General features: G+C 54.1%; 26 protein-coding genes, 3 tRNA genes, 1 other RNA gene and 2 pseudogenes. 21 read left to right on the forward strand and 11 right to left on the reverse strand.

All coding sequences use genetic code 11. The features are described 5' to 3' along the window. The first annotated feature begins 76 nt into the window (after window positions 1-76). Both tatA and IPM58_06960 read left to right on the forward strand, forming a co-directional pair. Window positions 77-880, forward strand: a complete 804-nt coding sequence (gene tatA, locus IPM58_06955) for a twin-arginine translocase TatA/TatE family subunit (protein ID MBK9306819.1) — start codon at window positions 77-79, stop codon at window positions 878-880. Between the two features lie 89 nt (window positions 881-969). Then, window positions 970-1293: a HEAT repeat domain-containing protein gene (locus IPM58_06960; protein ID MBK9306820.1), complete on the forward strand. Its 324-nt coding sequence runs from the start codon at window positions 970-972 to the stop codon at window positions 1291-1293. Window positions 1294-1598: 305 nt separating this feature from the next. Here the strand turns inward: IPM58_06960 and IPM58_06965 are convergent, their stop codons facing one another. From IPM58_06965 to IPM58_06990, 6 genes are all read right to left on the reverse strand, one after another. Further along, window positions 1599-2117 (reverse strand): PilZ domain-containing protein, encoded by a 519-nt coding sequence (locus tag IPM58_06965; GenBank protein MBK9306821.1) that lies wholly within the window; start codon window positions 2115-2117, stop codon window positions 1599-1601. Window positions 2118-2158: 41 nt separating this feature from the next. Beyond that, complete coding sequence (locus IPM58_06970) at window positions 2159-2677, reverse strand: PilZ domain-containing protein (protein ID MBK9306822.1); 519 nt, start codon at window positions 2675-2677, stop codon at window positions 2159-2161. Between the two features lie 183 nt (window positions 2678-2860). After that, window positions 2861-4117: an ATP-dependent Clp protease ATP-binding subunit ClpX gene (clpX, locus tag IPM58_06975; protein ID MBK9306823.1), complete on the reverse strand. Its 1257-nt coding sequence runs from the start codon at window positions 4115-4117 to the stop codon at window positions 2861-2863. Between the two features lie 13 nt (window positions 4118-4130). Further along, window positions 4131-4769, reverse strand: a complete 639-nt coding sequence (clpP, locus tag IPM58_06980) for an ATP-dependent Clp endopeptidase proteolytic subunit ClpP (GenBank protein ID MBK9306824.1) — start codon at window positions 4767-4769, stop codon at window positions 4131-4133. 66 nt (window positions 4770-4835) lie between these two features. After that, window positions 4836-6152, reverse strand: a complete 1317-nt coding sequence (tig, locus tag IPM58_06985) for a trigger factor (GenBank protein ID MBK9306825.1) — start codon at window positions 6150-6152, stop codon at window positions 4836-4838. Between the two features lie 39 nt (window positions 6153-6191). Beyond that, a tRNA-Leu gene (locus tag IPM58_06990) sits at window positions 6192-6274 on the reverse strand. A 263-nt stretch (window positions 6275-6537) separates the two neighbouring features. Here IPM58_06990 and IPM58_06995 point away from each other — a divergent pair. The 6 genes from IPM58_06995 (at window position 6538) to dksA (ending at window position 10206) form a co-directional block, all read left to right on the forward strand. Then, window positions 6538-6627: transfer RNA gene (locus IPM58_06995), tRNA-Ser, on the forward strand. 103 nt (window positions 6628-6730) lie between these two features. Further along, window positions 6731-6830, forward strand: an RNA gene (gene ffs / locus IPM58_07000) — signal recognition particle sRNA small type. A 112-nt stretch (window positions 6831-6942) separates the two neighbouring features. Continuing rightward, entirely contained in the window at window positions 6943-8742 is a 1800-nt protein-coding gene (dnaX, locus tag IPM58_07005) for a DNA polymerase III subunit gamma/tau (GenBank protein ID MBK9306826.1), read from the forward strand. After that, window positions 8739-9062: a YbaB/EbfC family nucleoid-associated protein gene (locus tag IPM58_07010; GenBank protein ID MBK9306827.1), complete on the forward strand. Its 324-nt coding sequence runs from the start codon at window positions 8739-8741 to the stop codon at window positions 9060-9062. Before dnaX ends, IPM58_07010 begins: the two co-directional genes overlap by 4 nt. Window positions 9063-9064: 2 nt before the next feature. Further along, window positions 9065-9667, forward strand: a complete 603-nt coding sequence (gene recR / locus IPM58_07015; GenBank protein MBK9306828.1) for a recombination protein RecR — start codon at window positions 9065-9067, stop codon at window positions 9665-9667. Between the two features lie 89 nt (window positions 9668-9756). After that, window positions 9757-10206 carry an RNA polymerase-binding protein DksA gene (dksA, locus tag IPM58_07020; GenBank protein MBK9306829.1) on the forward strand — a complete coding sequence of 150 codons (450 nt, stop codon included), beginning with the start codon at window positions 9757-9759 and terminating at the stop codon, window positions 10204-10206. A 295-nt stretch (window positions 10207-10501) separates the two neighbouring features. Here the strand turns inward: dksA and IPM58_07025 are convergent, their stop codons facing one another. The 3 genes from IPM58_07025 to IPM58_07035 form a co-directional block, all read right to left on the reverse strand. Then, entirely contained in the window at window positions 10502-11650 is a 1149-nt protein-coding gene (locus tag IPM58_07025; GenBank protein MBK9306830.1) for a hypothetical protein, read from the reverse strand. A gap of 116 nt (window positions 11651-11766) precedes the next feature. After that, on the reverse strand, window positions 11767-12111 hold the full coding sequence (locus IPM58_07030) for a hypothetical protein (protein MBK9306831.1): 345 nt from the start codon (window positions 12109-12111) through the stop codon (window positions 11767-11769). 173 nt (window positions 12112-12284) lie between these two features. Next, a tRNA-Val gene (locus tag IPM58_07035) sits at window positions 12285-12359 on the reverse strand. Between the two features lie 117 nt (window positions 12360-12476). Between IPM58_07035 and trmFO the strand changes: the two genes are divergently transcribed. From trmFO to IPM58_07080, 9 genes and pseudogenes are all read left to right on the forward strand, one after another. After that, window positions 12477-13793, forward strand: coding sequence for a methylenetetrahydrofolate--tRNA-(uracil(54)-C(5))-methyltransferase (FADH(2)-oxidizing) TrmFO (gene trmFO, locus IPM58_07040; protein ID MBK9306832.1), 1317 nt, complete (start codon window positions 12477-12479; stop codon window positions 13791-13793). Continuing rightward, entirely contained in the window at window positions 13766-14698 is a 933-nt protein-coding gene (gene xerC / locus IPM58_07045) for a tyrosine recombinase XerC (protein MBK9306833.1), read from the forward strand. Before trmFO ends, xerC begins: the two co-directional genes overlap by 28 nt. After that, complete coding sequence (hslV, locus tag IPM58_07050; protein ID MBK9306834.1) at window positions 14695-15231, forward strand: ATP-dependent protease subunit HslV; 537 nt, start codon at window positions 14695-14697, stop codon at window positions 15229-15231. The genes xerC and hslV overlap by 4 nt, the downstream gene beginning before the upstream one ends. Before the next feature lie 39 nt (window positions 15232-15270). Beyond that, on the forward strand, window positions 15271-16638 hold the full coding sequence (hslU, locus tag IPM58_07055) for an ATP-dependent protease ATPase subunit HslU (GenBank protein ID MBK9306835.1): 1368 nt from the start codon (window positions 15271-15273) through the stop codon (window positions 16636-16638). 70 nt (window positions 16639-16708) lie between these two features. Then, entirely contained in the window at window positions 16709-17605 is an 897-nt protein-coding gene (argB, locus tag IPM58_07060) for an acetylglutamate kinase (protein ID MBK9306836.1), read from the forward strand. 26 nt (window positions 17606-17631) lie between these two features. After that, window positions 17632-18495 carry a M28 family peptidase gene (locus IPM58_07065; protein ID MBK9306837.1) on the forward strand — a complete coding sequence of 288 codons (864 nt, stop codon included), beginning with the start codon at window positions 17632-17634 and terminating at the stop codon, window positions 18493-18495. Window positions 18496-18885: 390 nt separating this feature from the next. Continuing rightward, on the forward strand, window positions 18886-19815 hold the full coding sequence (locus IPM58_07070; protein MBK9306838.1) for a restriction endonuclease: 930 nt from the start codon (window positions 18886-18888) through the stop codon (window positions 19813-19815). Window positions 19816-19924: 109 nt separating this feature from the next. Next, a pseudogene (locus IPM58_07075) lies at window positions 19925-20182 on the forward strand (transposase). 183 nt (window positions 20183-20365) lie between these two features. Next, window positions 20366-21257: pseudogene (locus IPM58_07080) on the forward strand (IS3 family transposase). A gap of 131 nt (window positions 21258-21388) precedes the next feature. Here the strand turns inward: IPM58_07080 and IPM58_07085 are convergent. Further along, a complete protein-coding gene (locus IPM58_07085) occupies window positions 21389-21721 on the reverse strand; it encodes an addiction module protein (protein ID MBK9306839.1) in 333 nt (110 codons plus the stop codon). 192 nt (window positions 21722-21913) lie between these two features. Between IPM58_07085 and IPM58_07090 the strand changes: the two genes are divergently transcribed. Genes IPM58_07090 through IPM58_07100 form a run of 3 tightly spaced genes read left to right on the forward strand, consistent with a single transcriptional unit; the run spans window position 21914 to window position 23338 of the window. Then, window positions 21914-22231, forward strand: coding sequence for a nucleotidyltransferase domain-containing protein (locus IPM58_07090; GenBank protein MBK9306840.1), 318 nt, complete (start codon window positions 21914-21916; stop codon window positions 22229-22231). After that, entirely contained in the window at window positions 22218-22613 is a 396-nt protein-coding gene (locus IPM58_07095; GenBank protein MBK9306841.1) for a HEPN domain-containing protein, read from the forward strand. Before IPM58_07090 ends, IPM58_07095 begins: the two co-directional genes overlap by 14 nt. A 20-nt stretch (window positions 22614-22633) precedes the next feature. Continuing rightward, complete coding sequence (locus IPM58_07100) at window positions 22634-23338, forward strand: hypothetical protein (GenBank protein ID MBK9306842.1); 705 nt, start codon at window positions 22634-22636, stop codon at window positions 23336-23338. Between the two features lie 6 nt (window positions 23339-23344). Here the strand turns inward: IPM58_07100 and IPM58_07105 are convergent, their stop codons facing one another. Then, on the reverse strand, window positions 23345-23881 hold the full coding sequence (locus tag IPM58_07105; GenBank protein ID MBK9306843.1) for a gamma carbonic anhydrase family protein: 537 nt from the start codon (window positions 23879-23881) through the stop codon (window positions 23345-23347). Window positions 23882-23962: 81 nt separating this feature from the next. Between IPM58_07105 and rimO the strand changes: the two genes are divergently transcribed. Continuing rightward, window positions 23963-25423: a 30S ribosomal protein S12 methylthiotransferase RimO gene (gene rimO, locus IPM58_07110; GenBank protein ID MBK9306844.1), complete on the forward strand. Its 1461-nt coding sequence runs from the start codon at window positions 23963-23965 to the stop codon at window positions 25421-25423. Window positions 25424-25444: the final 21 nt, after the last annotated feature.

Raw genomic sequence — 25444 nt, forward strand, 5'->3', positions numbered from 1 at the left:
TTGACACAGTCTCTTGGCAGCGGATAGATTAAATTCTCATCCTTCTTAATACAAAGTTCTTCTCACGAGGGCAGAGATGTTCGGGACCATGGGTTTCTCTGAGCTCATCATCATTCTCATCATCATTCTCATCATTTTTGGTGCTGGCCGGCTACCACAGATCGGTGAGGGCGTCGGTAAAGCCTTGAAAGGGTTTCGAAAAGAGGTCAACGAGGCTCCCTCATCTCCACCAAATGAGGCACCCCAACAGGAAACTGTACAACCACGGTCAGTTGAAGCTTCTCCTACAGGCACGACCGAGGCGTCTTCCGCTGCACAGCCGTCCTCCACTCCTGCCAGAACAAATGCCCCTTACGCACCAGGACCTGAGCTGACGCCGGGCACGACCGCTTCCTTGCTATATAATACTTCGCCGCAGACTCCTCAAGCATCGATAACGCCTCCAAAACCAGTCCAACCGTCTTCTTCCCATCAGGTGATTACGATGGAGGAGCGGGATGCAATGCCTCCGCCAGCAGCTCGTGCCTCGTATCCGCCTTTGCCGGCCTCGCCACAAGCCAAAGCCAACGTAAAGCGCCCATCAGCGATTGTGAATAAGGACGCCGTCGCGCGCGTGCAGGCGCAGCAAGCTGCACTCAAAACCAAAACGGCGCCATTAGCCGCGGGAATGTCTCCGGACAACCTGCAACATCTGGGGGAAGGCCTCGGGGAAGTCGTACGAACATTCCGACAGGCGGTATCCGACGTTCGCAACAGCGTGGATCCCCAGATGCAGACCATCCAAGCTGAGATGGATGCGGCCCAAAAGGAAATCCAGCAATCGATCGAAGCCGCGAAGGAACTCCCCCCGGAAGAAGACGAGAGCTCCAAGTCTCAGTGACGTACTTCTCGTTGTTCTCCATACTGCCGTCAGATGCGTGCCGTATCAAATGGTCCCTCCTTACATTCCTGTTCCTAGCATGCTTCACTTTGACCGTCGGTTGCTATCAAGAGAGCCCCTCACCAGACTCAGAGAAAGCGCTGGACCTTCTTATTCTGTTGCTGGACGATCGCGACACGCTTGTTCGAAGGAATGCAGTAGAAGCCTTGGGAAAGATCGGTGATCTGAGATCCAAGCCTATGCTTCTGGGAAAGCTGGATGATCCCGAGCCATCAGTCCGTGAAGCTGCTGCGCGGAGCTTGGGTTGGCTCCCTGGATTGGATCCCGGAACGCGTTCTAGATTGACAATGCTTCTGCAGGATGACCATACATCAGTGCGGCAGGCGGCCTCACAAGCACTCAATAGAAACTAAATACCTGCGGAGTTGCCTGCATATGACGCGCTTCGACAGTGGCGACAAACCCCTGAACAGGGATCAGAGCTCCGGAGTTCTTACCTACATCTCTACAAAATGAGATAGCTGCGGTCTAAGAAATGCCCACGGATCGTATTAACACTCGACTCTCAGGAAATCTCTTGGTATCGTGACCCGTGGGGAGGCAGCTAGACGTTAGTGTTTCTTCCGGTGATGTGTTTTGGCCGGTAAAGATAGAAGGACTTTTTCGATGAGATACAAGACTCACGGACGCTTGGTAAACAAACGGGATCCCTTAACCTTCAGGATGAGCTTCTGCTTCGATTCAGTGCCTCGACCAGCCCAACTAGTTCCTTCTGAACCTGTTCATCCAGCTCGATGAATTGAACGCCCATCCCGGGAAACAGCAGATATCGCTCAGGTTTGCTACGAACCCATGCGACCTTTGCCTTCGCGGTCAGTTTATCCCACGGCTTATCTGGAAGGGCAAATTTGACCGTCAGCTCTGTCCCTGGCTTCAAGGGAGCCCCGCTTTCAATAAAGAGGCCCCCCCCACCTATACCTCCGGTCAGACTATCAAACTGTTTACCTTCTGGCGTCGTGTAACGAACCTTCAATGCAAGAGGTGCGCGCGGCTGGGCGCGGCAATGAGCAAACCGGGCATCTTCACCGCTGGCAAGTACACGCTCGATGACCGCACCCCACGACATAGCACCCAACAGTTGGCCAAAGGGGTCTTGTATGGTGATCGTTTCTAACTTTGAATCGATGACGAGAGACTTACCTTCATGACCTGCAGTGGAAACAACAGGAAGTTTCATAGAACCATGACTCTTTGTAGTATGCTACATGGGTAATAGTACTAAGCTGCCTGCCCCGTATGTGAAGTAATTTTCACTAACTCATGGATCCGATCGCGTATCTCATCCGCAATCTCCGTAAATCGTATTCCCATTCCAGGGCTGAATGTATATTGATCGGCTTTAGGACAAACCCAGGCAACGCTCCCTTTAGCTGGCAGCCATTCTTCTGACTTTTCTGGAAGCGAGAATTCCATGGCTAACTTCGTCCCTACAGGAAGGGGAGATTGGCTTTCAATAAATAACCCCCCCCCCCCGATACCTCCAGCCCGACTTTCAAATCGCATGCCATCTGGGGTGTGATATCTCACTCGAAACGCAAGTGAGATACGTGGCTCAGAGCGAACCTCTTTTTGAGCTGAAACTTTGTGATAGGAGAGAATCTGGTCGATGACAAAATCCCAAGTTAAACTGCCGATCGCTTCTCCCTTAGCCCCCACCAAGACAATCATTTCCCGGGCTGGGTCAAGCTCGAGGACCTTGCCCTTATGGCGAAAACTCAGAGAAACTGGGTACTTCACAAGACCTCCGTCCAGCCACTGTACACCTGGAAAGTATAGCTCAGCGATTTTGCTTGTCGAGATAATGGCTAGGAGTACTAGCAGAAGAGAAGAAGGACGGTGGTATCTGCCGTAATACCGACCAACCTAGGTCTTTCTAAAATGTCGAGGAGGCAAATGTGTGATCGATAAATTAATTAATGTTTACGCTGTCTTAGCATCGTTCTCTTGTTCAAATATACGCATCGGTGGGTTCTTGCCCTGGATGGCATCCTCCGTAATGACTACCTCGATGATCTGTTTCTGGGACGGTGCGTCGTACATTACGTCGAGCATTACCTCTTCCAGTATGGCTCGAAGGCCGCGAGCGCCAGTTTTCTGTGAATACGCTTTTCGTGCGACTGCCCCTAACGCCCCTTCTGTGAACCGTAGCTTGACCTTTTCAAACGACAGCAACTTTTCATACTGTTTCGTCAAGGCGTTGCGCGGCTCTGTCAGGATACGGATAAGAGCGCGATCGTCTAGTTCTTCTAAAGTAGCCACAACGGGCAACCGGCCGACAAATTCAGGAATCAGACCGAACTTCAAGAAATCTTCAGGCTGCACCTTGGAGAGTAAATCGCCCAAGCGAATGTCGCTCTTCCCACGAATATCCGCTCCAAATCCCATCGACTTACGATTTAGTCGCTGCTCGATGATTTGCTCCAAACCGACAAAGGCCCCACCGCATATAAACAATATATTGCTGGTATTCACCTGAATGAATTCTTGATGTGGATGCTTTCTCCCCCCTTGCGGAGGGACGTTCGCGATCGTACCCTCAATCAACTTCAAGAGGGCTTGCTGTACACCTTCGCCAGACACATCCCGAGTGATGGATGGACTGTCACTCTTCCGGCTGATCTTATCGATTTCATCGATGTAGACGATCCCACGCTCAGCCCGTTCAACATCGTAGTCAGCAGCTTGCAAGAGTTTCAGAATAATATTCTCCACATCTTCACCCACATAACCAGCCTCGGTCAGGGTTGTCGCATCGGCGAGGGTAAACGGGACGTCCAAATATTTAGCCAGAGTTTGAGCGAGGAGCGTCTTTCCTGTACCAGTAGGACCCACCATGAGAATGTTGCCCTTCTGGAGCTCAATATCATCAACCCCTTTTTCCTTTGAAGAGATGCGCTTGTAGTGATTGTGAACGGCCACAGACAAGATGCGCTTCGCACGCTCCTGTCCGATGACATACTGATCGAGGTGATGCTTAATTTCTGCTGGCTTCTTAAGCTTCGACGAAATCTCTTCTTTGGCCTCTTCCCAGTCCTCGGCAATGATGTCGTTGCAGAGATTGACACATTCGTCGCAGATATAGACTGTCGGTCCCGCAATCAATTTTCGTACTTCATCACGGCTTTTGCCACAGAAAGAACATCGTAAGTGCCTGTCCATCTTTTCCTGCTTGGCCATGGATCCTCCTGTGTTACTTGCCTTTGGCCCCGTCCTTTGTTCCGTCGTGAGACTCCACTGCTTTCATGAATTTTGGGGGTCGTGAGATGACTTCGTCGATAAGCCCGTACCGCTTCGCTTCCTCACCGGACATGAAATAGTCCCGTTCAGTATCGTGAGCGATTTTTTCGATAGGTTGTCCCGTGTGCTTAGCCATAATCTCATTGAGGCGTTCACGAATCTTTAGTATTTCGCGAGCATGAATATCGATCTCCGTCGCCTGACCTTGGAATCCGCCTAACGGCTGATGGATCATCACCCGGGCATTAGGCAAAACAAACCGTTTACCTTTTGTCCCCGCGGTCAATAAGAGCGCACCCATGCTCGCAGCTTGTCCGAGGCAAATGGTGTTGATCGGAGGTTTCACATACTGCATCGTGTCATAGATGCCTAATCCGGCTGTGACACTGCCCCCTGGAGAATTAACATAGAGACTAATATCTTTCTCAGGATCTTCCGCTTCAAGAAAAAGCAATTGTGCGATTACCAGGTTGGCAAATACATCGTCAATCGGGGCGCCAAGGAAAATGATGCGATCCTTGAGAAGGCGTGAGTAGATATCATAGGCACGCTCGCCACGATTGGTTTGCTCCACAACGATCGGGACCAACATATTCCTCAATTCCTTTCTTCGCATAAGCCCCTGACGGTTGAGATCAGGCGCAACGAACGACTGAATTCATCCTTGAATGACCGCTTGGCGATAGACAATATCCAGAGCTTTGTCAGTCAAGATCCGTGCCCGCAACTCATCGATGGCATCCTGGCCACCTGCCTGGATCATCTTTACGAGATCAGCCATCGGGACTCTCAGTTCAGTGGCCAATCGAGTGACCTCGTTGTTCAGATCTTCTTGGCTGACTGACACACCTTCCTTTTCGGCAATAGCTTCGAGTATTAGTCCCGCCTTAACACGACGATTCGCCTCATCACGATGTTCCTCGCGCATCTTCTTCCGTTCTTCGTCATCAACGGCCGGAAGAGAATCGGTAGCGTTACCCCGATGCCGTGCTTGGAGTTTTTGACGCACAATCGTACTCAGCTCTCGTTCTACGAGTGAGTCGGGAAGGTCAAAATGATGGGATTCAAGAAGACGTTTGAGCAGTGTGTCCTTGTAAGATTCTTCAATGTCTTTCTTGAGAGCCTTTTCCATTTCACCGCGTAGCTTCTCTCGCAATTCGTGGAGTGACGCGTATGATCCACAGTCCTTGGCAAACTCGTCATCAAGTGCAGGAATCCTCCTCTGTTTGACCCCTTTGATATCCAAACTGAATCTGACGGACTTTCCCGCGACACGCTGATCTGGATGACTTACAGGATAAGTCTGAGGGATTTCGATAACGTCTCCTTGTTGTCTTGCGATAAGGTGCTCATCGATTTCGATGCCTAATAAGGCCGCTTTTGACCCTACCCTATGTAGCTGACCTTCTTTCTTGGTCCCTTCAAGAGGGACACCATCTAGAAATCCCTCAAGATCGACGATGGCATAGTTTCCTTCGGCTATCGCTGCACCAACAGGTGCAGCATCTAACTGAGCATGCTGTTCGCGTAACACGTCCAGCGCGCGATCTACTTGCTCATCGGTAACAGTGCGTTTGTCGGCCGGAAGGGAAATTGGATTCGGCGCTTTATAGTTGTGAAGCTCGATTGTGGGCTTGATCTCAACTGTCGCAGTAAACGTGAACGGCGAATCTTTTTTGATTTTGACTCGATCCAAGGGTGGAATTTCGACTACCACCGGGCTGATTCCTGCCTCCTTAATAGCTCGATCATAGAAATCAGGAACCAGTTTTCGGATCACATCCTCTTCAACCGTTTTAGCATAACGCTTTTCTAGAATCGCCATGGGAGCCTTCCCTGGTCGAAATCCTGGAATCTGTACCTGACGGTTGAGCTCTAGATATGCACGTGAAAACTGTTGGGTTACCTCTTCGGCCGGCACCTCGATCTTCAAGGCGCGTTTCATCGGTCCCAGCTCCGTTACTTCCATCTTCATCGTCACGGTTCGGACTCCTAGTCAAGGGGATCGAAGTGATGGTGCGAGAGGGGGGACTTGAACCCCCACGGTCACCCACGAGATCCTAAGTCTCGCGCGTCTGCCAGTTCCGCCACTCTCGCAACGGTGGAGAACGTCCGCGGATCTACCCTCTAAGTAGTGAGATAACAAAAAGTAGCAATACCGTATAGCTTTGTACCGTTGGACCCATGCTAGTGTCAACCCATACGACCGAGGGAACCTCATCCCCCCCGTTCGTCAGGATACACAGCTTAAAAGGTAATCTCTATGTGATCTCGCGACCAACTCAGCAGGGGCATGACCTGTTTGCCTTGCTGGTCATGCATACGCATGCTAAGATGCCGCCCTTTGTACTTCTCGAAGCGGAGAGGTGCGAGAGTGGACGAATCGACATGCTTGGAAAGCATGCGTCCCGGCAACGGGACCGTGGGTTCGAATCCCACCCTCTCCGCCATACCGCACATAGCGTGTACCACTCTCGTTCCATGGTAATTGGAGTGGGCGGAGAAACACCTCATGTGCGGACTATTTTGTAGAGCCTCGCTTAAAGAATTAGGGGCTGGGCCCTGTGCAATGGAACCCTGTGAACCCCGCCAGGTCCGGAAGGAAGCAACGGTAAACAGCCAGTTCTGTGTGCCGCAGGATCACCTGGCCCCACTTCTCTTTTCAAATTATGTTGAAAAGAGGACAGGAGGTCTTCTCTGTGGATCTGGACTCTCCCATCTGTGACATCCTAAGATTATTGCTCACCGGAAGGGGATAGCGACTTTTGGATTATCTAGTTTCCGCTCGAAAATATCGGCCCGGCACGTTTGATGATGTGATCGGTCAGCCGCATGTCGTTCAAACACTGATGAACGCCGTCTCGACGAAGCGAATCGCGCATGCCTATCTATTTTCAGGTACCCGCGGCGTGGGAAAGACGACCGTCGCTCGAATCCTCGCAAAAGCGCTCAACTGTGAACAAGGACCAACGAGCCGCCCGTGTGACACGTGTGAGAATTGCCGCGAAATTGCACAGGGTAGCTCGGTCGACGTCATCGAGATTGACGGCGCATCCAATACCAGTGTGGACGATGTCCGGGAAATTCGTGAAAACATCAAGTTCACACCGTTTCGTGGACAGTTTCGTGTCTATATCATCGATGAAGTTCACATGCTCTCTAACTCGGCATTTAATGCCCTCTTAAAGACGCTTGAAGAACCCCCAGCGCATGTCGTCTTCGTGTTTGCCACCACGGAAATTCACAAGATCCCCGCGACGATTCTCTCACGGTGCCAGCATTACAATTTTCGGCGCATCCCGAGGGCCGAGATCATCGAGCGACTGCGACATGTCGCGGCTCAAGATGAGTTGACCCTTGAGGACCGAAGTTTCGTGGCGCTGGCTCGAGCCAGCGAAGGAAGCATGCGTGATGCCCTGAGTCTTCTTGATCAGGTAGTCGCCTATGGTGGCAAGACCATCCGCCATTCCGAACTTGAAGTAATCTTGGGAGCCGTGCCCCAAGAGATGGTCCAGAACCTCGTGGGAGCGATTTTCGCCCAAGATAGCCCAGCTGCACTGACCAGCCTTGCCCAGTTGCTTGATCAAGGACATGACTTGCGGGCATTTTGCGCAGACGTGGTCGAACGTCTCCGCAATTTGCTTGTGGCCGCAGTCGTTTCCGGTACAACCGAATTACGCAGTTTGATTGAAACTGCGGAAGACGACCTGAACCAGCTTTCGGTAGAAGCGAAATCGTTGACGCCTGAACAAATCCAGGAACTATTGGCAATCTTCATTCAGGCTGAGGATTCGCTCCGATTCAGCTCTCACCCTCGTTTCGTGGTAGAAACTGCCGCCATCCGAGCCACACGATTGTTCCGCCAACGCGACAGCCACACGGGCCAGCCTGTCCAGGCCGCACCGCCTCCTTCAACCCAAAAGCATCCCATTACCTCAGACGCGCGTAAAACCATTTCACCAGCTGCAGCTCCCCCTTCTCGGCGTCAGGATATGCCTGTCGGCACAAAGCTAGCCTCTCACCCTCATTCCGCTTCTAAACCGGGGCAGGCTGACGGACCAGCTCTTTCAGAGGTTGTCCCTAAACCTGCGGCTGATACGGTGGCAGGGACTTCAGCAGCCATGCCGACTGTACCTGTCGGCCCACACCCAACATTACACTGGGAATCGGTCCAAGAAGAGGTCAATGCTTCATTTCCAAATATGGCACCATTCCTCGAGGCTGGTCGGTTTGTCGGGATGGAAGGCGGCTTCGTGACTATCGGATTTCCAAAGCAGGCGACTCTGGCTAGAGCCAGATTGGAGAAGGAAGAAAACCTCCTTGTACTAGCGCAGTTATGTGAACAGCAAGTGGGGCATCCGGTCCGTGTTCGCATCATCGAGCTGAACGAGGCTCATCCCCCAGGGCCAACTATGGCCCAAATTCGAGCCGCTAAGGAACAAGAGCAGCGAACGGTGTTGTTCGAACGCGCAAAAGCGAATCCAACGGTGAAACAGGCACTCGAGATCTTCGGCGTTGAGTTAGCCGAGGTTCGTACCATAGCCCAACAGGAGGCAAGCGAATGAAAAATCCTTTCGGCAACATGAACAACATCCTCAAGCAAGCTCAAGCCATGCAGGAACAGATGGCCAAGCTTCAAGAACAAGCAGCATCGAAGACCACCAGCGGCACGGCAGGCGGTGGGATTGTTACAGTCACCGCGAACGGTGCGATGCAGATTGTCGGCGTAACGATCGATCCTGAAGTTGTGAAGAGCGGCGATGTCGATATGCTTCAGGACCTTATAGTGGCCGCGACGAACGAAGCACTCCGTAAGGCGAAAGAATTGATGGAAGGTGAAATGAAAGCGTTGACCGGCGGAATGAAAATCCCGGGCTTGTTTTAACGATGGCCGTCGATCAACAAGGCTTGCTGGCAAGACTGATCAAGGAATTGGTCCGTCTTCCTGGAATCGGTCACAAAAGCGCACAACGGTTGGCTTTTCATCTGATGAAAGCTGAGCGGGATGATGCCTTGCGATTAGCAGATGCGATCCGAGCAGTGAAGGACGGGTTGTCGTTTTGTCGACAATGTCGAAACATTGCCGAGGGGGATTTATGCGAGTTTTGTCTGGACCCGAAACGCGATCGGACGAAGATTCTTGTCGTGGAAGAACCGAGTACCCTGTATGCCGTTGAACGGGCAGGTGCCTATCGTGGCCTCTATCACGTCCTATTGGGAGCGCTGTCTCCGCTCGACGGCGTTGGTCCTGGAGACATCAAGGCGGAGGAGCTGATCGACCGCGTGAAACTGGGTGGAGTTCAAGAAGTGATTCTCGCCACGAACCCCACCATAGAAGGAGAGGCCACTGCGATTTACCTCACACGATTGCTCAAGCCCTTCGGTGTGCGCGTTTCACGCATCGCCTATGGCATTCCGGTCGGTATGGATATTGAGTATGCGGACGAAGTAACGCTGCTGAAATCGATTGAAGGACGGCGAGATTTGTAAACCTAATAGGTTACCTCCCAGTCCGCATTGACCCTCTCTCAGCGAGGTTGCTATAGTTCACGTATTCCCTCGAGTCTAGAGCCCTGGCTATGAAAACACGTCCCCCAAAAAAGCGAACTTCTTCCACGAAACCTCCTCGCGCAACACCTCCTAAACGTTCAGTGACTGCTCGAAAGAGAAGTCCAAAAAATGGAAAGTATCCGGATATTCGCCGTGATCTTGAACGCCAGCGGGAGGCAATCCTTAATGAGACTGAGGAAGTCCTAACACATCGTGGTGACATCGAGCCGTTTCCCGACGTCAGTGACCAAGCGTCTGCCGAGGTCGATCAGAACTTTTCGATGCGCATTCGCGACCGCGAACGGAAGCTGCTCAAGAAAATTGATGAAGCCCTGGAACGAATGGATGCAGCCACATACGGCATTTGCGAGCGCTGCGGCGGAGACATCCCGTACAAACGCCTCAAAGCCCGTCCCGTCACGACCCTCTGCATCGAGTGCAAAACCCTCCAGGAACAGGAAGAAAAAACTCGAGGCTGAGTTCGTTCTTTTTCGGTATTAGAAGTGCAGCGCGACTCCACCCACCAGATGAATCATTGAATGCTATATCGTCCCAATTAGGAATCCGTTTCATATCGGAATATGTACCAGCCCTGCGTCCACTTCGCTTCACCAAAGAGGGCTAGGTGCTGGATCACAAAGAACGTGAGACCCGTCAATGCCTGAACGGATGGGGAATAGCTGGTCTCCTCGTAGCCCTGTCTTGATAAGCGAGCCCGCTGAGAACCTCCGCTGATACCCACATAGGGATACCATCGCCCCTAAGGACTCTAGCCTATTTTTTTAACGCCTTGACACGTTCCTTCACATGCGCAATCCGGGCAGCTTCTTCAGGAATGCCTTCCACGATAGCGAGGTAGGTTTCGTATTCTGAGAGTGCACGTTTAGGATTCGACGATTCAATCGATTCAGCAAGGTTAAAACGGGCAAGCGCATAGTTGGGTCGTAGGACGATGGCCTTCTCAAACAGGGTCACTCCTGCGGTTTTATCTCCAAGTTGGATCTCGATCGTACCGAGGTTGTTGAGTACCTCAGGAATATTGGGTCTGAGTGCAAGTGACTGTAGCAGCTCGGTTTTCGCTTTCTCACGTTGTCCCTTCGCCTGCCAGGCGACGCCAAGCTTATGATGGGCTTCTGCAAGCCACACGGTATTCGTAAATCCGCTGGCAATAGACTTTTGATACGCATCCACGGCAATGTCATAGTTCTTCTCGCCACAGTAAGCAAGTTGAGCGGTTTGTCCACGCGAGAATTGCTGCAAAGATGAGAACGGTTCTTTATCTTCGATCCCCTGACTTTCAATATTCTGCCCCCCCTTGCCTCCTGTCGGATTGCGTAGCCGATCAAGAAACTCCCGCCGATAGGGAGAGAACAGCCGTACATACGTGTCGATGGTGAAGGAAGCCTGGAGCAGCATCGGACGATCCCGCAAACTGGCCACGAGATATTGGGTCGTGCTTTTTTCATCGCCAGTTTCCAGCAGAGCACTACTCTCCATGTTCGTTCCGGTTTCCAATTCGGTCACATTCAAATAGAACTCGAGGGACGGCTTCAGCTGAGAGAGCGTGTGCCGGAGCACCGAATATGGATGAAGATCCAATCCTCTCGGAAAAGTAAAGAGGGCTCCGACGAGGACTCCGTCTTCGTCGAAGAAATAGGATTCTTCTCCGTGCGAGGCGCTACGCTCCATGGGAATTGTCAGCTCCTGGCCACTTCCCCAATCGTTGGCTGTATGCGTCGAGGACGGATGTTTGGTCAAGAAGTCAGCCTTGTGCTCACAGAGCGCTGTCGACGCCAACAGAACGAGATCGGTTTCCGAGGGAGGGAGAGGGGGTCGGACCGGGGCATCCGAGGCACAGCCGACTATGGCTAGGCTTAGGGCGAGAAATACGCCGGATGATATCAGGGACCACAAGAAGGTCATACGCGAAGCCTCTGAGAGGAACCATACACGATTTGAGGGGGACTTCGCGAAGAGGAAAATGAAAGGCCCGCTCTTCTGTGAAGAGCGGGCCTTAATCTTACAGCAGTCGGCCGTAGCTACTGGCGTTGGGCGTCGAGCATACTATCTTCAGCCGTGTATCCGTGAAGATAGGGAGAGCTCCCGCCCAGCGTATACATCGGACGATTAATCCCGTAATCAAACGCATGGCCAATCGGGTGCAGAATGAACCCGACCCAGCGGAGCGGATGATCACTGATGGCCGATCCGGCGGCTGGGGAGGAGTAGACCAACGCCGTACTGTCCAGGATGTTATAAATGCTTGTCGGAGGCATGTATTCCTTGTCCTCAGCAGCCACACCCTGTTGATGCGTCGTGCTGCAGCCGGTTGCGACCAGAGCCAACATCACCATCCCGACAACCGTTAACGTGGCTTTCATCATATAACCTCGCTTGTTTCAGACCCTACGATCCACTATGCCCCCTTCAAATCAATCAGAGAGACAATCTGAAGTGTAGCCGACACCCCGGTTTCTGTCCAGAATTCAAGGGCTTCGCCTCTTACTGGAAAAGTCATTCTTTCTGATGAGATAGAAGGGATTCGGAAAGGAAGAAATGGTGGGCGATACAGGTATCGAACCTGTGGCCTCTTCCGTGTGAAGGAAGCGCTCTACCACTGAGCTAATCGCCCGACCGAGCGGGAGTCTAGCACGGGATTTCAGGCTGGTTCAACGTGCTCTGTCTCCTTGACTTCGATAAAAGACGGTTCCTAGAATGAGCCCTTCTCTTCACAGGAATTTCCAATCCCATGCGTGACGACATTGTCATCGTAGGCGGAGGTCTGGCTGGATCCGAAGCCGCGTGGCAAGCGGCTAATCGCGGCGCCAAAATCACGCTCTACGAGATGCGCCCGAAAGAGATGACGAAGGCGCATAAGACGGGCAACTTGGCCGAGCTCGTCTGCTCCAATTCGTTGGGCTCGTCAGATCCGCTGAACGCTCCGGGCATCCTCAAGGAAGAGATGCGGCGGCTGAATTCGCTGATCATTGCTGCTGCGGAGCAAGCCCGTGTGCCGGCCGGATCGGCGCTGGCCGTGGATCGTGATGTATTTTCTCAGCACATCACCCGCGCGCTGGAAAGCCATCCGAACATCAGAATTCTTCACGAGGAGATCGCGGAGATTCCAACAGACTGCCTCTGCATCATCGCGACGGGGCCGCTGACCTCCGACAAGCTCTCGCAGGCCATTCGCGCAGCGACGCGATCCCAACACCTGTATTTCTTCGACGCCATCTCGCCGATCGTCGATGCGGACTCGATCAACATGGACATCGTCTTTCGGGCGTCACGCTACGACAAGGGCGGGGATGATTATTTAAATTGCCCTATGACGGCAGACCAGTACAATGCGTTTTACGACGCCATGATGGCCGCGGAAAAAGTCCAGCCGAAGGAATTTGAGAAGACGCCCTATTTTGAGGCCTGTGTGCCGATTGAAGTGCTCGCTGAACGTGGCCGCCAGACGATGCAGTTCGGCCCGATGAAACCCGTGGGCCTCAAAGATCCGAGAACCGGCGTGGAGCCAGCAGCCGTCGTGCAATTGCGCACAGAAAACGTCCACCGCACATGCTACAACCTAGTCGGCTTTCAGACCAAACTGACCTATGGTGAGCAGAAGCGTGTGTTTCGCATGATCCCCGGCCTCGAACAAGCTGAGTTTCTCCGCTATGGCAGCCTGCATCGCAACACGTTCATCAATGCCCCCCAGCTACTCCTTAATACCCTGCAGTTCAAGGCTCGCGCGAGCCTCTTCTTCGCTGGGCAGTTGGTTGGCGTGGAGGGTTACACGGAATCAGCGGCCATGGGCGGCATTGCCGGCATCAACACGGCTCGGGCGCTGGCTGGCAAACCATTGATCACACCACCGCCTACGACGGCACATGGCTGTTTGATTGCGCATGTCACGGCCTCAGATCCGCGTCACTTCCAACCAATGAACACCAATTTTGGCCTGTTCCCGCCCTTGGCGATCCCCCCGAGGGACAAGGAGAAGAAGCGTCGTGCCTTGAGCCAACGAGCCATTGAGGATTTCGAAGCATGGACGATGCGATCAAAACTTTCGTAATGTATCTCCAAGTGGAACGCAATGCTTCACAGGAAACCATCCGCAACTACCGATCCGATCTTCTCCAGTTCAAGGGGTTCCTCCGCCGTACGGACATCTCTCACCCTCGAGTGGACAAAATCGCCAGCGACGATGTGCGTGCCTATCTCCACAACCTGGACCAACAGGGTGACAAGGCATCATCGTTAGCAAGAAAGCTCGCGTGTCTCAGGAGTTTTTTTCGATTTCTCGTGCGTGAGGGCATCGTGCCGACAAATCCCGCGGAAAGCTTGCGAAGTCCTAAGCTGCCAAAGCCACTGCCTCGCGTGCTGACAAAGGGCGACGCTGAAGCACTGATGGAGTTTCCGACCGGGCCATCACCCCTATCGTTACGCGATCGTGCGTTGTTAGAGACCTTATACTCCACTGGGGCTCGTGTGAGTGAAGTCGTCGGCCTCAATCGGGGTGACCTCAATGAAACGGACGGCCTCGTGTGCCTGCGCGGGAAGGGGCGCAAGGAACGGGTTGTTCCGATTGGAGACATGGCGCTCCAGGCCATTCAGAACTATCGGACATCACTGTGTGCACCACGCCTGAACGCCCAGCTGTCGGCTCCATTGTTCTTGAATCATCGCGGGGGTCGGCTCACGACACGAAGCGTCGCTCGAATGGTCTCGCGGTATTCCAGCCGCCTCGTGGGTGGAGCGGTGAGCCCGCATGCCTTGCGACATTCGTGCGCGACGCACTTGCTGGATGAAGGGGCAGATCTCCGGTCCATACAGGAAATGCTCGGTCATGCCTCCCTGAGCACCACTCAAAAATATACGCATGTGGCGACGGCTCAGCTGCTGGCGGTCTACGATCGGGCTCACCCTCGAGCACGAACAACACGTCCCGTACATGGAAAGGACCACAAGTCATCATGAAAATTCGGTCGACGACCGTTCTCTGTGTCCGTCGCGACGGACGAGTCGCCATGGGTTGTGACGGCCAGGTCACCGTCGGCACCACGGTCATGAAACACAATGCCAAGAAGATTCGGCGCTTGCACCATGATCAGGTCCTGGCGGGATTTGCCGGCGCCACGGCAGACGCGTTCACCCTGTTCGAAAAGTTTGAGAGCAAACTGGAAGAGTATCGAGGGAATCTCACGCGAGCCGCCGTCGAGCTGGCGAAAGATTGGCGAACGGATCGTGTGCTTCGCCGCCTGGAAGCCCTCCTGGCCGTCGCCGGGCTCGAGCAGTCGTTCATCATTACCGGGACCGGTGACGTCGTCGAGCCGGAAGACGGCATTCTGGCCATCGGCTCTGGTGGTTCCTATGCGCTGGCAGCGGCACGAGCATTGTTCCGCCATTCACAGCTCGAGGCTCCGGTGATCGTCACTGAAGCCCTGACCATCGCCGGATCCATTGACATCTACACAAACCAACACATTCTTGTCGAAGAACTCCGAGGATAATCCACCATGATGAAACCGCTCAGGAGCGATGCCACACCGCTGAACGTCAATAGTCTCACCCCGCCGCAGATTGTCGAAGAGTTGAATCGCTACGTCATCGGACAAAAAGATGCCAAGCGCATGGTCGCGATTGCCCTGCGTAACCGGTGGCGTCGTCAGCAGTTGTCACCCGATCTCCGCGACGAGGTCATGCCGAAGAACATCATCATGATCGGACCGACAGGGGTCGGGAAGACGGAGATCGCCAGACGACTGGCCAAGCTGGCTGAGGCCCCTTTCATCAAGGTTGAAGCCTCAAAGTTCACTGAGGTCGGCTACGTCGGGCGAGATGTAGAATCGATCATCCGAGACCTGACGGAACTGTCCATCAATATGGTCAAGACCCAGCGCCTGGGTTCGGTTCAGCAAAAAGCCGAGCAACAGGCAGAGGAGCGTCTGCTCGACCTCCTCTTGCCACCACCTCCCCCTCGACCTGGATTTGTAGATAGCACGAGCGAGGAACCTGCTCACCCCTCTCCTGATTCACATGAGACCACGCGGTCGAAACTGCGTCTCCAGTTGCGGGAGGGCAAACTGGATGAGCGAACGGTCGAGATGGATGTCAAAGAACGTGGCCTTCCGGTCGGCGTCATCTCCAACGTGGGAGGCTTGGATGACCTCGAGAACAACCTCCGTGACATGCTCGGTGGGATGTTCCAGGGCAAGAAGAAGAAGCGGCTCATGAAGGTACCCGAGGCGCTGAAACACCTGTCGCAAGAAGAAGCCCAAAAGCTGATCGATATGGACGACACCACGCGTGAAGCGATCAATAAGGTGGAACAAACCGGGATCGTGTTTCTCGACGAGATCGACAAAATCGCTGGTCGCGAGCGCTCCAGTGGGCCTGACGTCTCCAGAGAGGGTGTCCAGCGAGACCTGCTGCCCATTGTAGAAGGCTGCACCGTCAACACAAAACATGGCCCGGTCATGACCGACCACATCCTTTTTATCGCCGCCGGTGCCTTCCATGTTGCGAAGCCGTCCGACCTGATCCCGGAACTCCAAGGGCGCTTTCCCATTCGCGTCGAGCTGAGTCCCTTGTCCAAGGACGACTTTGTCCGTATTCTGACGGAACCGAAAGGGGCGTTGGTCCGGCAATATCAGGCGCTGTTGGCCACGGAGGGCCTCGCGATCGGATTCACACAGGATGGGCTCGAAGAAATTGCGGAGATCGCCGTGCAGGTGAACGAGCGGACCGAGAATATCGGGGCGCGGCGGCTGTTCACGATCATGGAACGATTGCTCGAAGACATTTCCTTCGAGGGACCAGGATGGCCGGACAAGCGGATGAGCATTAGTGCCACCTATGTGCGTGAACGATTGAAAGACATCGTAAAGGATCAGGACTTGAGTCGGTATATCCTCTGAGCCCTACGGACTTTTTTCATTAGGCATCAGTTGATCTTGGATTCCAACACTCGATCCCTGGGGGCTGCGCATGAACAAGTTGATCAAGAAGGCCGATGTCCTCATCGAGGCCCTCCCCTACATCCGGACATTTCGCGGAAAAACCGTGGTCGTCAAATACGGCGGCCATGCCATGACCGACTCCTCCCTCAAGGAACGGTTCGCGCAAGATGTGGTCCTGCTCAAGTACGTGGGGATCAACCCGGTCATCATTCATGGTGGGGGACCCCAGATCGACAAAATGCTCGATCGCCTCGGCATCCAAGCCAAGTTCAGGCATGGTGTCCGGATCACCGACGCTGCCACGATGGAGATCGTGGAGATGGTCCTGGCGGGAAAGATCAACATGGAACTGACCGACCTGATCACCCGGCACGGCGGCAGTGCGGTCGGGTTGAGCGGGAAAGACGGTGGGTTGATTCTCAGCAAGCCATTGACGGCCAAGGCCTGGGCTGAAAGCCTTGATCGTGATTTGGAAGGTGAGGATAGAGAAGGTGATTTCGGATTGGTCGGTGATATCGAAAAGGTCGATCCTGGCTTGCTCCGGAACCTCCAAGAGGATCACTACATTCCGATCATCGCTCCCATCGGAACAGACCGTGAGGGGAACACCTACAATATCAACGCCGATCTCGTCGCCGGATCGATCGCGGGAGCCTTGCGTGCGGAGAAACTGTTGATGATGACCGACATCAAAGGGATTCGCGATGCCAATGGGCGCCACCTCTCGACCGTGTCTCGCAAAGATGTGCAACGTATGATGAAGAAGGGAACGATTACCGAAGGCATGATCCCGAAAGTTCATGCCTGCCTCGACGCATTGGCCGAGGGAGTCCACAAGGCCCACATCATCGATGGCCGCATACCTCATGCCGTGCTGCTCGAAATCTTTACGCGCAAAGGCATCGGCACTGAAATCGTCACTTAATCGGTCGCCAAACGGAAACCAGCTCCGTGCCCGTTGATCGTCACCAACTCACAGCAGACCTTCAGGCGCTGGTGGGAGAACGACATCCTCTCACCTCACCAGCCCACTTACAGCAGGCAGAAGCGTACCTGCTTCGCCAATTCTCAGAAGCAGGTCTCACCGTCACAACGCATTCATTCCACGCCTTAGGCGGCACGTATCGCAACGTTATTGGGGCAGCACTTCCAGCCTCCGCGCATACCTCACTGCCGCCACTGATCCTCGGCGCGCACTTCGATACCGTAGAAGGCTCGCCAGGCGCCGATGATAATGCGAGCGCGCTTGCCGTGATCCTCCAGATTGCTCGTCAGGTTCAAGAGATGCCACTGATCAGGCCGCTTCGTCTTATCGCCTTCAACCTCGAGGAAGAGAACTTGCTTGGCAGCGCAGCCTATGCCTCGTTCCTCAGCGAGACCAGTGAGGCCATCCACGGATCCATCATATTGGAGTGTGTCGGCTATGCGAGCCATCAAGAAGGCTCGCAAAAGAAGCCGCCAGGCCTCCCCATCAGCATCCCCAGCACTGGTGACTTTATCGGGGTGATCGGGAACGAACGATCCCAGGCACTAGCCGGCTTCGTCGTTCAGGCCATGAAATCCCACCTGCCAACCGTGCCACTGGTCGTGCCAGGCAACGGTGAGCTGCTACCAGATACAAGACGCAGCGACCACACCTCTTTCTGGGAGCAGGGCTTCCCCGCCGTCATGCTGACCGACACGGCAAATTTTCGTAATCCCCACTACCATCGGGCGACCGATACGCTCGAAACACTGAATCTTGACTTCATCGCTTCAGTCGCCGATGGAGTTACGGCAACGGTCAGGGCGTTGGCCTGTCAACAGAGCACATAGCTTTCGTTGACCGACTTCGTTAGACTTTCAGCGGACCTTGCTCGAGCACGATTCGTCCCTGTTGGACCAATACGAAAAGTTGCTCCTGCTGCTGCAACCTCCCGACGCTCCTAAACGAAGGATCGGCTTCCAGTCGAAGGGGAAATCGTGATGCCGACTGGCACACATTTCTGAGATTCTTCTTCCAAGGTGCCCGCCTCAACTCGTCAGCCCCCCACAAGCAATTACAAGAAAGCTGTTCGCTTTCGATTGGCGTTTGATCTACACGATGTTAGGATCGTTCATGACAAATGTGTGACCAATGACAAGAATCTCGCTCCAGCACGCAACACGTCAATGCGTACGATGCCAGTGCGCATACTCAATGATTAGGCGTCAAAGGATAACGTTATGGCAGCCTTAGACTTCAAAGAAATTGCCCAAGCAAATCTTGGGTCAGGCGAGCAAGACTCTTTTGAATTATTTTCTCGAGACTTTCTCGCCTTCCTTGGGTACAAAGTTCTCCTGAATCCATCCCGAGGGGCTGATAGCGGAAAAGATATTGTCGTCGAAGAAAAAAGAAGCGGCGTCGGTGGCGATACCTTTGTTAAATGGCTAGTGAGTTGCAAACACAATGCACACTCTGGCACCTCAGTTGGCCCAAATCAAGAGGCAAACATTCGTGATAGGGTTGAAAATAATGCTTGCAGTGGATTCATCGGGATGTACTCAACATTACCCAGCTCCGGTTTGAGCGTGGCGATCGAAGGGCTAAGAACGAAGATTGAAGCCCAAGTCTTTGACAGCGCCAGAATTGAGGAACGATTGCTCGGTAACAGTGCGGGAATACATCTAGCACGCCGTTACTTCCCAGTCTCAATGAAAAAATGGCTTAAGGAGTATCCAAAAGTAGCAAACGTTTTTGCCACTTCACCTACATTAAAGTGCAAGAACTGCAATGCAGAGCTTCTTGGCAGTCAAGCATCGGGAATAGTTGTTATTTGGGTTGACCATAAGATCAACAAAACAGAGGACTTTTACTGGTGCTGCAAAGGAAGGTGCGACCGATCATTAGCCTCTAAAAGACAAAACCCTGATCTCTTTGACAAATGGGAAGACATACCAGATGTTGCAATCCCCTTGATATTTGCTCGCTGGATGATGAGTCCGCTTAATGAATTACGTAGTGGTAAGCAATATTCAGATCAGGCGTTTGAAAACCTCAAAGAGTTCATATTGAATGTCTATCCATTTGTAGCTCGTGACGCTACGGAGGAAGAAAATGAGCGTATCAAGAGTCTCACAATGATTCCAGCAGCATTGGGTGGGCTGGGTTATTGAACTCTAAACAATTCATTCAAGCTAACGCTACTTTGCGGTGCGGCTTAATGGCCTGCTGCTGGTTTCAATGACACCGAGTTAGGTGTATCACTGAAACCGGAGGTGTGCCATGGAGCGACGCAAGTTTGCGCGAGAGTTTAAGCTGGAGGCGGTGAAATTAGTTCGAGAACGGGGCGTGACGGTGGCACAAGCCGCACGGGATTTGGGCGTGCACGGGACCGTGGTACGCCGCTGGGTCCAAGAGTACACGGCCGATTCGTAACAGGCCTTCCCCGGTCAAGGGCAGATGAAACCGGATCAGGTGGAGATTGAACGCCTCCGACGCGAGGTGATCAAACTCAAGGCCGAGCGGGACATTTTAAAAAAAGCCGCGGCCTCAGTAATGTCCGGTTGAAAACGGGCCCCTAGCACGGAAAGCCAATGGTAGCGTGGCGTTTCATTGATATCGAGGTGTCTCCGATTTGAAAATGAAGCGCAGGCCTGATGCTTTGTATATCAACGGGTTACGGCCAGGCAAATGACGTTTTTCGATTCTGCCGGACACTACTGCCGCAGCCTACTTTGCGAAGGAGTCGCTGTGAAGTGCGGGTTCATCGTAAAGCACCGAGGATTCTGGCCGACGGCGTGGTTGTGCGAGGCGCTCGGTGTCTCGCGGGGTGGGTTCTATGCCTGGCTGACGCGGCCACGCAGCCGGCGCGCTCGTCGCGACGAGATGTTGGGCGTCATGATTCGGGCAAGTTTCCTTCAGAGTGACCGGACCTACGGCGCAAGACGCGTGTGGCACGACCTTCTCGCCGAGGGGGGCGTGCGGCCTGCATCGGATTGAGCGACTAATGCGGCAACAGGCCTTGCGGGCACGGCCCAGACGGCGTCGAGTGCCGGCCAATGCCGCCTCGCAGTCGTCGGGCGCAGTGTCGCCGAATGTGCTCAATCGCCAGTTTGATGCCCCCGCTCCCAATCGCAAATGGGTGGCCGACTTCACGTATCTCTGGACGGCCGAAGGGTGGCTCTACATCGCTGCCGTTCTTGATCTCTTCTCCCGACGGCTGGTGGGCTGGTCGATGCAGGCGACGATGACGGCTCAATTGGTTACCGATGCGTTGATCACGGCCATCTGGCGGCGCGGCAAGCCCGAAGCGGTGTTGCATCACTCGGATCGAGGCAGCCAGTACACCAGCGAGCCGTTCCAACGACTCCTGGCGGACCAGGGCCTTGCTTGTAGCATGAGTCGCTCCGGCAACTGCTGGGACAACGCGGCGATGGAAAGCTTCTTCTCCTCGTTGAAGACCGAGCGCACGGCGCGGACCACGTACCGCACACGAGATCAGGCGAAAGCCGATGTGTTTGATTACATCGAGCGCTTTTATAATCCCCGGCGGCGGCACTCCACATTGGGGTATCTCAGTCCAATGGAGTTCGAACGGCAGGCTCAATTAGTGTAGGGTAGTGTCAACCAAACCGGCAGCAGGTCATAACTCAGGTGTTCGGGCTACGCTTCCGCGATCTCTTCCAATCGCCTCTCCACTGTATATTCCTGAGAAAGGTAGAAGAACAAGGGCGTTAACTGAGAAGCCTAGAGAGACTTCAGGTGGTTTGCAGACGGTTGAGCCAGTAATCGGGATGCCGTTTGGCATGGGCCACAGCTTCGGGTGAGAGATTGAGGGGCTTCCTGTTTCGGAAGGCGATCTACCACCTGCTTGCGCGCCTCTTCCCAAGCAACCCCGGGAACTCCGGCCTGCGCGGCCCACGCACGTCGCTCAATCTCCACAAGCCATTCTGCGTCACTGCGGGCTCGTCCGGGTTCTACCGGTGGAAGACTGTCAAGTAATTCGACGACTAATGCTGCACGCTGCTCATCCGTGAGCTGCAGCGCATCCTTGAGGAGTTGCTGGGTGGATGGAGCCATCGATACGCGCTAGCCCATCTTCCGCAGGAATGAAAGGTTGACTCGGTTCGTTGCTCCGTTGCCGCTTCCCGCTGGTTGATCTATTCCAATCCATGCTCCACCGCGCGTCCACAGGAGAACTTTGATTCCGACGCACAATGGATTGCCGTGGTGGGGAGGCTAGTGTAAGCTGACGGTCAAAAGGACTGCCCCATGACGCAAGCGGCTCTCTTGGAACACGTGACAAAGACCATCATCGACCGGTTTCGACCGAGGCGGATCATGGTATTCGGCAGCCATGCCCGCGGCGAGGCCGGTCCGGACAGCGACTTAGATCTGTTCATTGAAATGGACACGCCTCACCGCCCACCGGAGCGCGCCATCGAAGTGAGTGAAGTGTTTGGGCTCCGTCCATGGCCGATGGATATCGTCGTGTACACGCCTGAAGAGGTTCGCCGTCTGCGAAGTGTCAACGGTACGCTTCTCTCCATCATCGAGAAGGAGGGCAAGATGCTGTATGAGCAGCGTTGAGTCCAACTTCTCAGCATGGTTGCGCAAAGCAGACCACGACCTCCTGAACATCGAGAACAATCTCATCGCGAGGGACGTTCCTTGGGACACGGTGTGTTTTCATGCTCAGCAAGTGGCGGAGAAAGTCCTCAAGGCCTTTCTCGCCCACCATGGGCGCGAGCTCTTGAAAACCCATGATCTCGTCGCGCTGCTCGCCCAATGCGCAACTATCGACCGCACGCTCTCTGATCTCGAAGCCGACTGCCGCAAGCTGACTTCGTACGGCGTTTCGGCTCGCTATCCCGATGATCTCTTCGAACCAGGCGAACCCGACGGTCGTGAACTTGTGTCTGCCTCCCGTCGACTTCGAGCGAGGATTCTCGCCTTGTTACCAAAAGCCTGATGAGCCCGAACGGCCGGGGCATGACACGGAAATCAATCCCCAACTCGACACGGCGCGTCATCGCCCAGGTATTTGCTCACCTCGACTACAAGGCCTTGGAATCCGTCTACTGTTACGAAGGTGGTGAGGAGTTCTGGCAGAAGAAGCGGGAACCCTGTCGGCGATTGGGGACCAACGTAGCCGAGGTTCTCGTCAAGAAGTTACCGCCGGGCGGGCGTAGTTTGTATGTCGGAGCCGGCGTGACGGAACTGCCGGCCTTGCTGGCCGAAGCGATCGACCGTCAACGCCACGTTGAACCCTATAATCTCCGACGTCTCGAAGTGGCCGTCCTCAATCGTGCCTGTCGCAACGCCCCGTTCCGTTTTCATGCCTGCGATGCCGCTATGGCACAAGGTCAGTTCGATCATATCTGGATGGTCAGCGTGTTGAACGACCCGGAACGATTCCCCCATCTTGCGCCGTTATCCTACGGTCGAGCTGATCCGGTCACGTTCAATCCGGAAGGATTTCAGAAAGAACGGCGGGTTGTCCAAACGATCGTGAATCGATGCATGGCTAAATTGACTGTGCCGGGTGTGGTCACGACGTCAACGGAGGAAGTGGTGTGGATTGCCGACTGGTGCCACCGGCACACCATTCCCTACCAGGTTGAACGGAAACAGTACGCCACGGCCCTTGTCGGTGATCCGATCTGTTTTATGAGAATTGGAACGTACCGAGGTTAACGAGTCTTACACCTTGAAACCCGCGTTTTTCCCCGTATCGGACATGTACTGGTTGGCATATCGCACATAATTCTCTGCCGATTCCCTGACCCAGTTCAGCTCTTGCTCTGTGACCGGACGTTTCACCTTTGCCGGTGAGCCAAGAATCAGGCTCTTTGGCGGGACCACCGTTCCCTCTGTCACCAGCGCACCGGCTCCCACCACCGAATCTTCACCAATGATGGCGCCATCCATAATGATCGCGCCCATGCCGACCAATACTCGGTCTCGGATGCTACAGCCGTGTAGGACTACATTGTGGCCGATCGTGACGCCATCCCCAATGATCAGCGGGTGCGTGTCGTGAGTGACGTGTAGCATACAGAGGTCCTGCACATTCGTACGATTTCCTATGCGAATATAGTTCACATCGCCACGGATCACAGTGTTGAACCAGACGCTACACTCCTCACCCAGCACGACATCGCCGATCACCACGGCGGTGTCTTCGACAAAACATGACGTTGGGACCGTCGGCCTGATGCCTTGAAAGGTACGAATCATGCGAGGCACTCTAGGGGAAATGGTCGATCTCCCGCAAGGGTCTAATTGACAGTCTTTTTGACCCTCCCGTAGACTGCCCCTATGTCGCAGCCATTGATCACTCCCCGTCGTGCCAAGTCCACGAAGCCGACAAAGATCCATCATTCGACGACCACCATCGGCTTTGTGAATCTCGGCTGTTCAAAGAACCAGGTAGATTCTGAAATTATGCTGGGCGCACTTGTCACGGAAGGCTTCCGGCTCACCGACGATCCTCAACAAGCAGAAGTCGTCATCGTCAATACCTGTGGCTTCATTGAAGAAGCGAAACAGGAATCCATCAACACGATTCTCGAACACGGTCATCTAAAGAAAGCCGGGACTTGTCGCGTTCTGATAGCCGCCGGCTGCTTGGCTCAGCGCTATCAAGGAGACTTGCTGAAGGAACTGCCTGAATTGGATGCGGTGGTAGGCACCGGCGAGTTCGGCAAGATTGCCGAGATTTGTCGAGACCTCCTATCTCCAAAGAAACGGCATCGCCGGCTCTGGATGAGCCAACCACCCTATCTCTATGACGAATTAGCACCACGTGTGAGACTTGGGACGCCACACAGCACCTATGTCAAGATCGCGGAAGGGTGCAATCGCAACTGTGCCTTCTGTGCGATTCCACTGATGCGAGGCAAACAGCGCAGCCGACCGGTCCAATCCATCGTGGCAGAAGCACAACAGTTGGCACGCGAAGGAGTGAAGGAGATCAACCTTATCTCCCAGGATACGATCAACTATGGAGTCGATCTGGGTCTTCGCCAAGGCCTGGTTCAGCTCCTCCGTGACCTTGTAAAGGTAGAGGGCCTACAGTGGATCCGCCCATTCTACCTCTATCCTCAGCAAGTCACGGATGATTTGCTCGATTTGTACGCCGGTGAAGAAAAGATCACCAAGTATATGGATATGCCTCTGCAGCACATCAATGATCGCATGCTCAAACGTATGCATCGGCTCGGTGATCGCAGGGCGATTGAGTCGCTGGTTGAGCGGATCCGTGCGCGCATTCCGGACGTGTTCTTCCGCACCGCGTTCATTGTCGGGTTTCCTGGAGAAACCGAGGCCGCCTTCGGCGAACTGTATTCGTATGTGGAACAGGCGCAATTCGATCGGGTCGGGGTGTTTCTCTACTCCGATGAAGAAGGGACCTCCGCGGTCGACTTCGGTGACAAAATCGAGCAAGACGTCATGGATGAGCGTCGGAATGTCATCCTCTCAATGCAGGAATCGATTGCCACCGCCAAGGGAAGAGCCAAAATCGGCTCTATCCTTGACGTGCTCGTCGACGGCCGCTCCGAAGAAACCGAGCATGTCCTAGAAGGACGGCACGAGGGCCTCGCTCCCGAGATCGATGGGGTTGTCTACATCGATGAAGGGGCGACTGACATCGCGACGCAGTCCGCATCGGACCCTACGGTTTCCCATCCCACGGCCGGATCCTTCTGCAAGATCGAGATCACCGATGCCGCAGCGTTCGACCTTGTGGGACGCCTTGTGCCCACACCGAACGGATGAGTGCCGCGTTGTACTTCGCGA

It is taken from the genome of Nitrospira sp., assembly GCA_016715825.1.
In the GTDB taxonomy this organism is placed as follows: Bacteria; Nitrospirota; Nitrospiria; order Nitrospirales; family Nitrospiraceae; genus Nitrospira_D.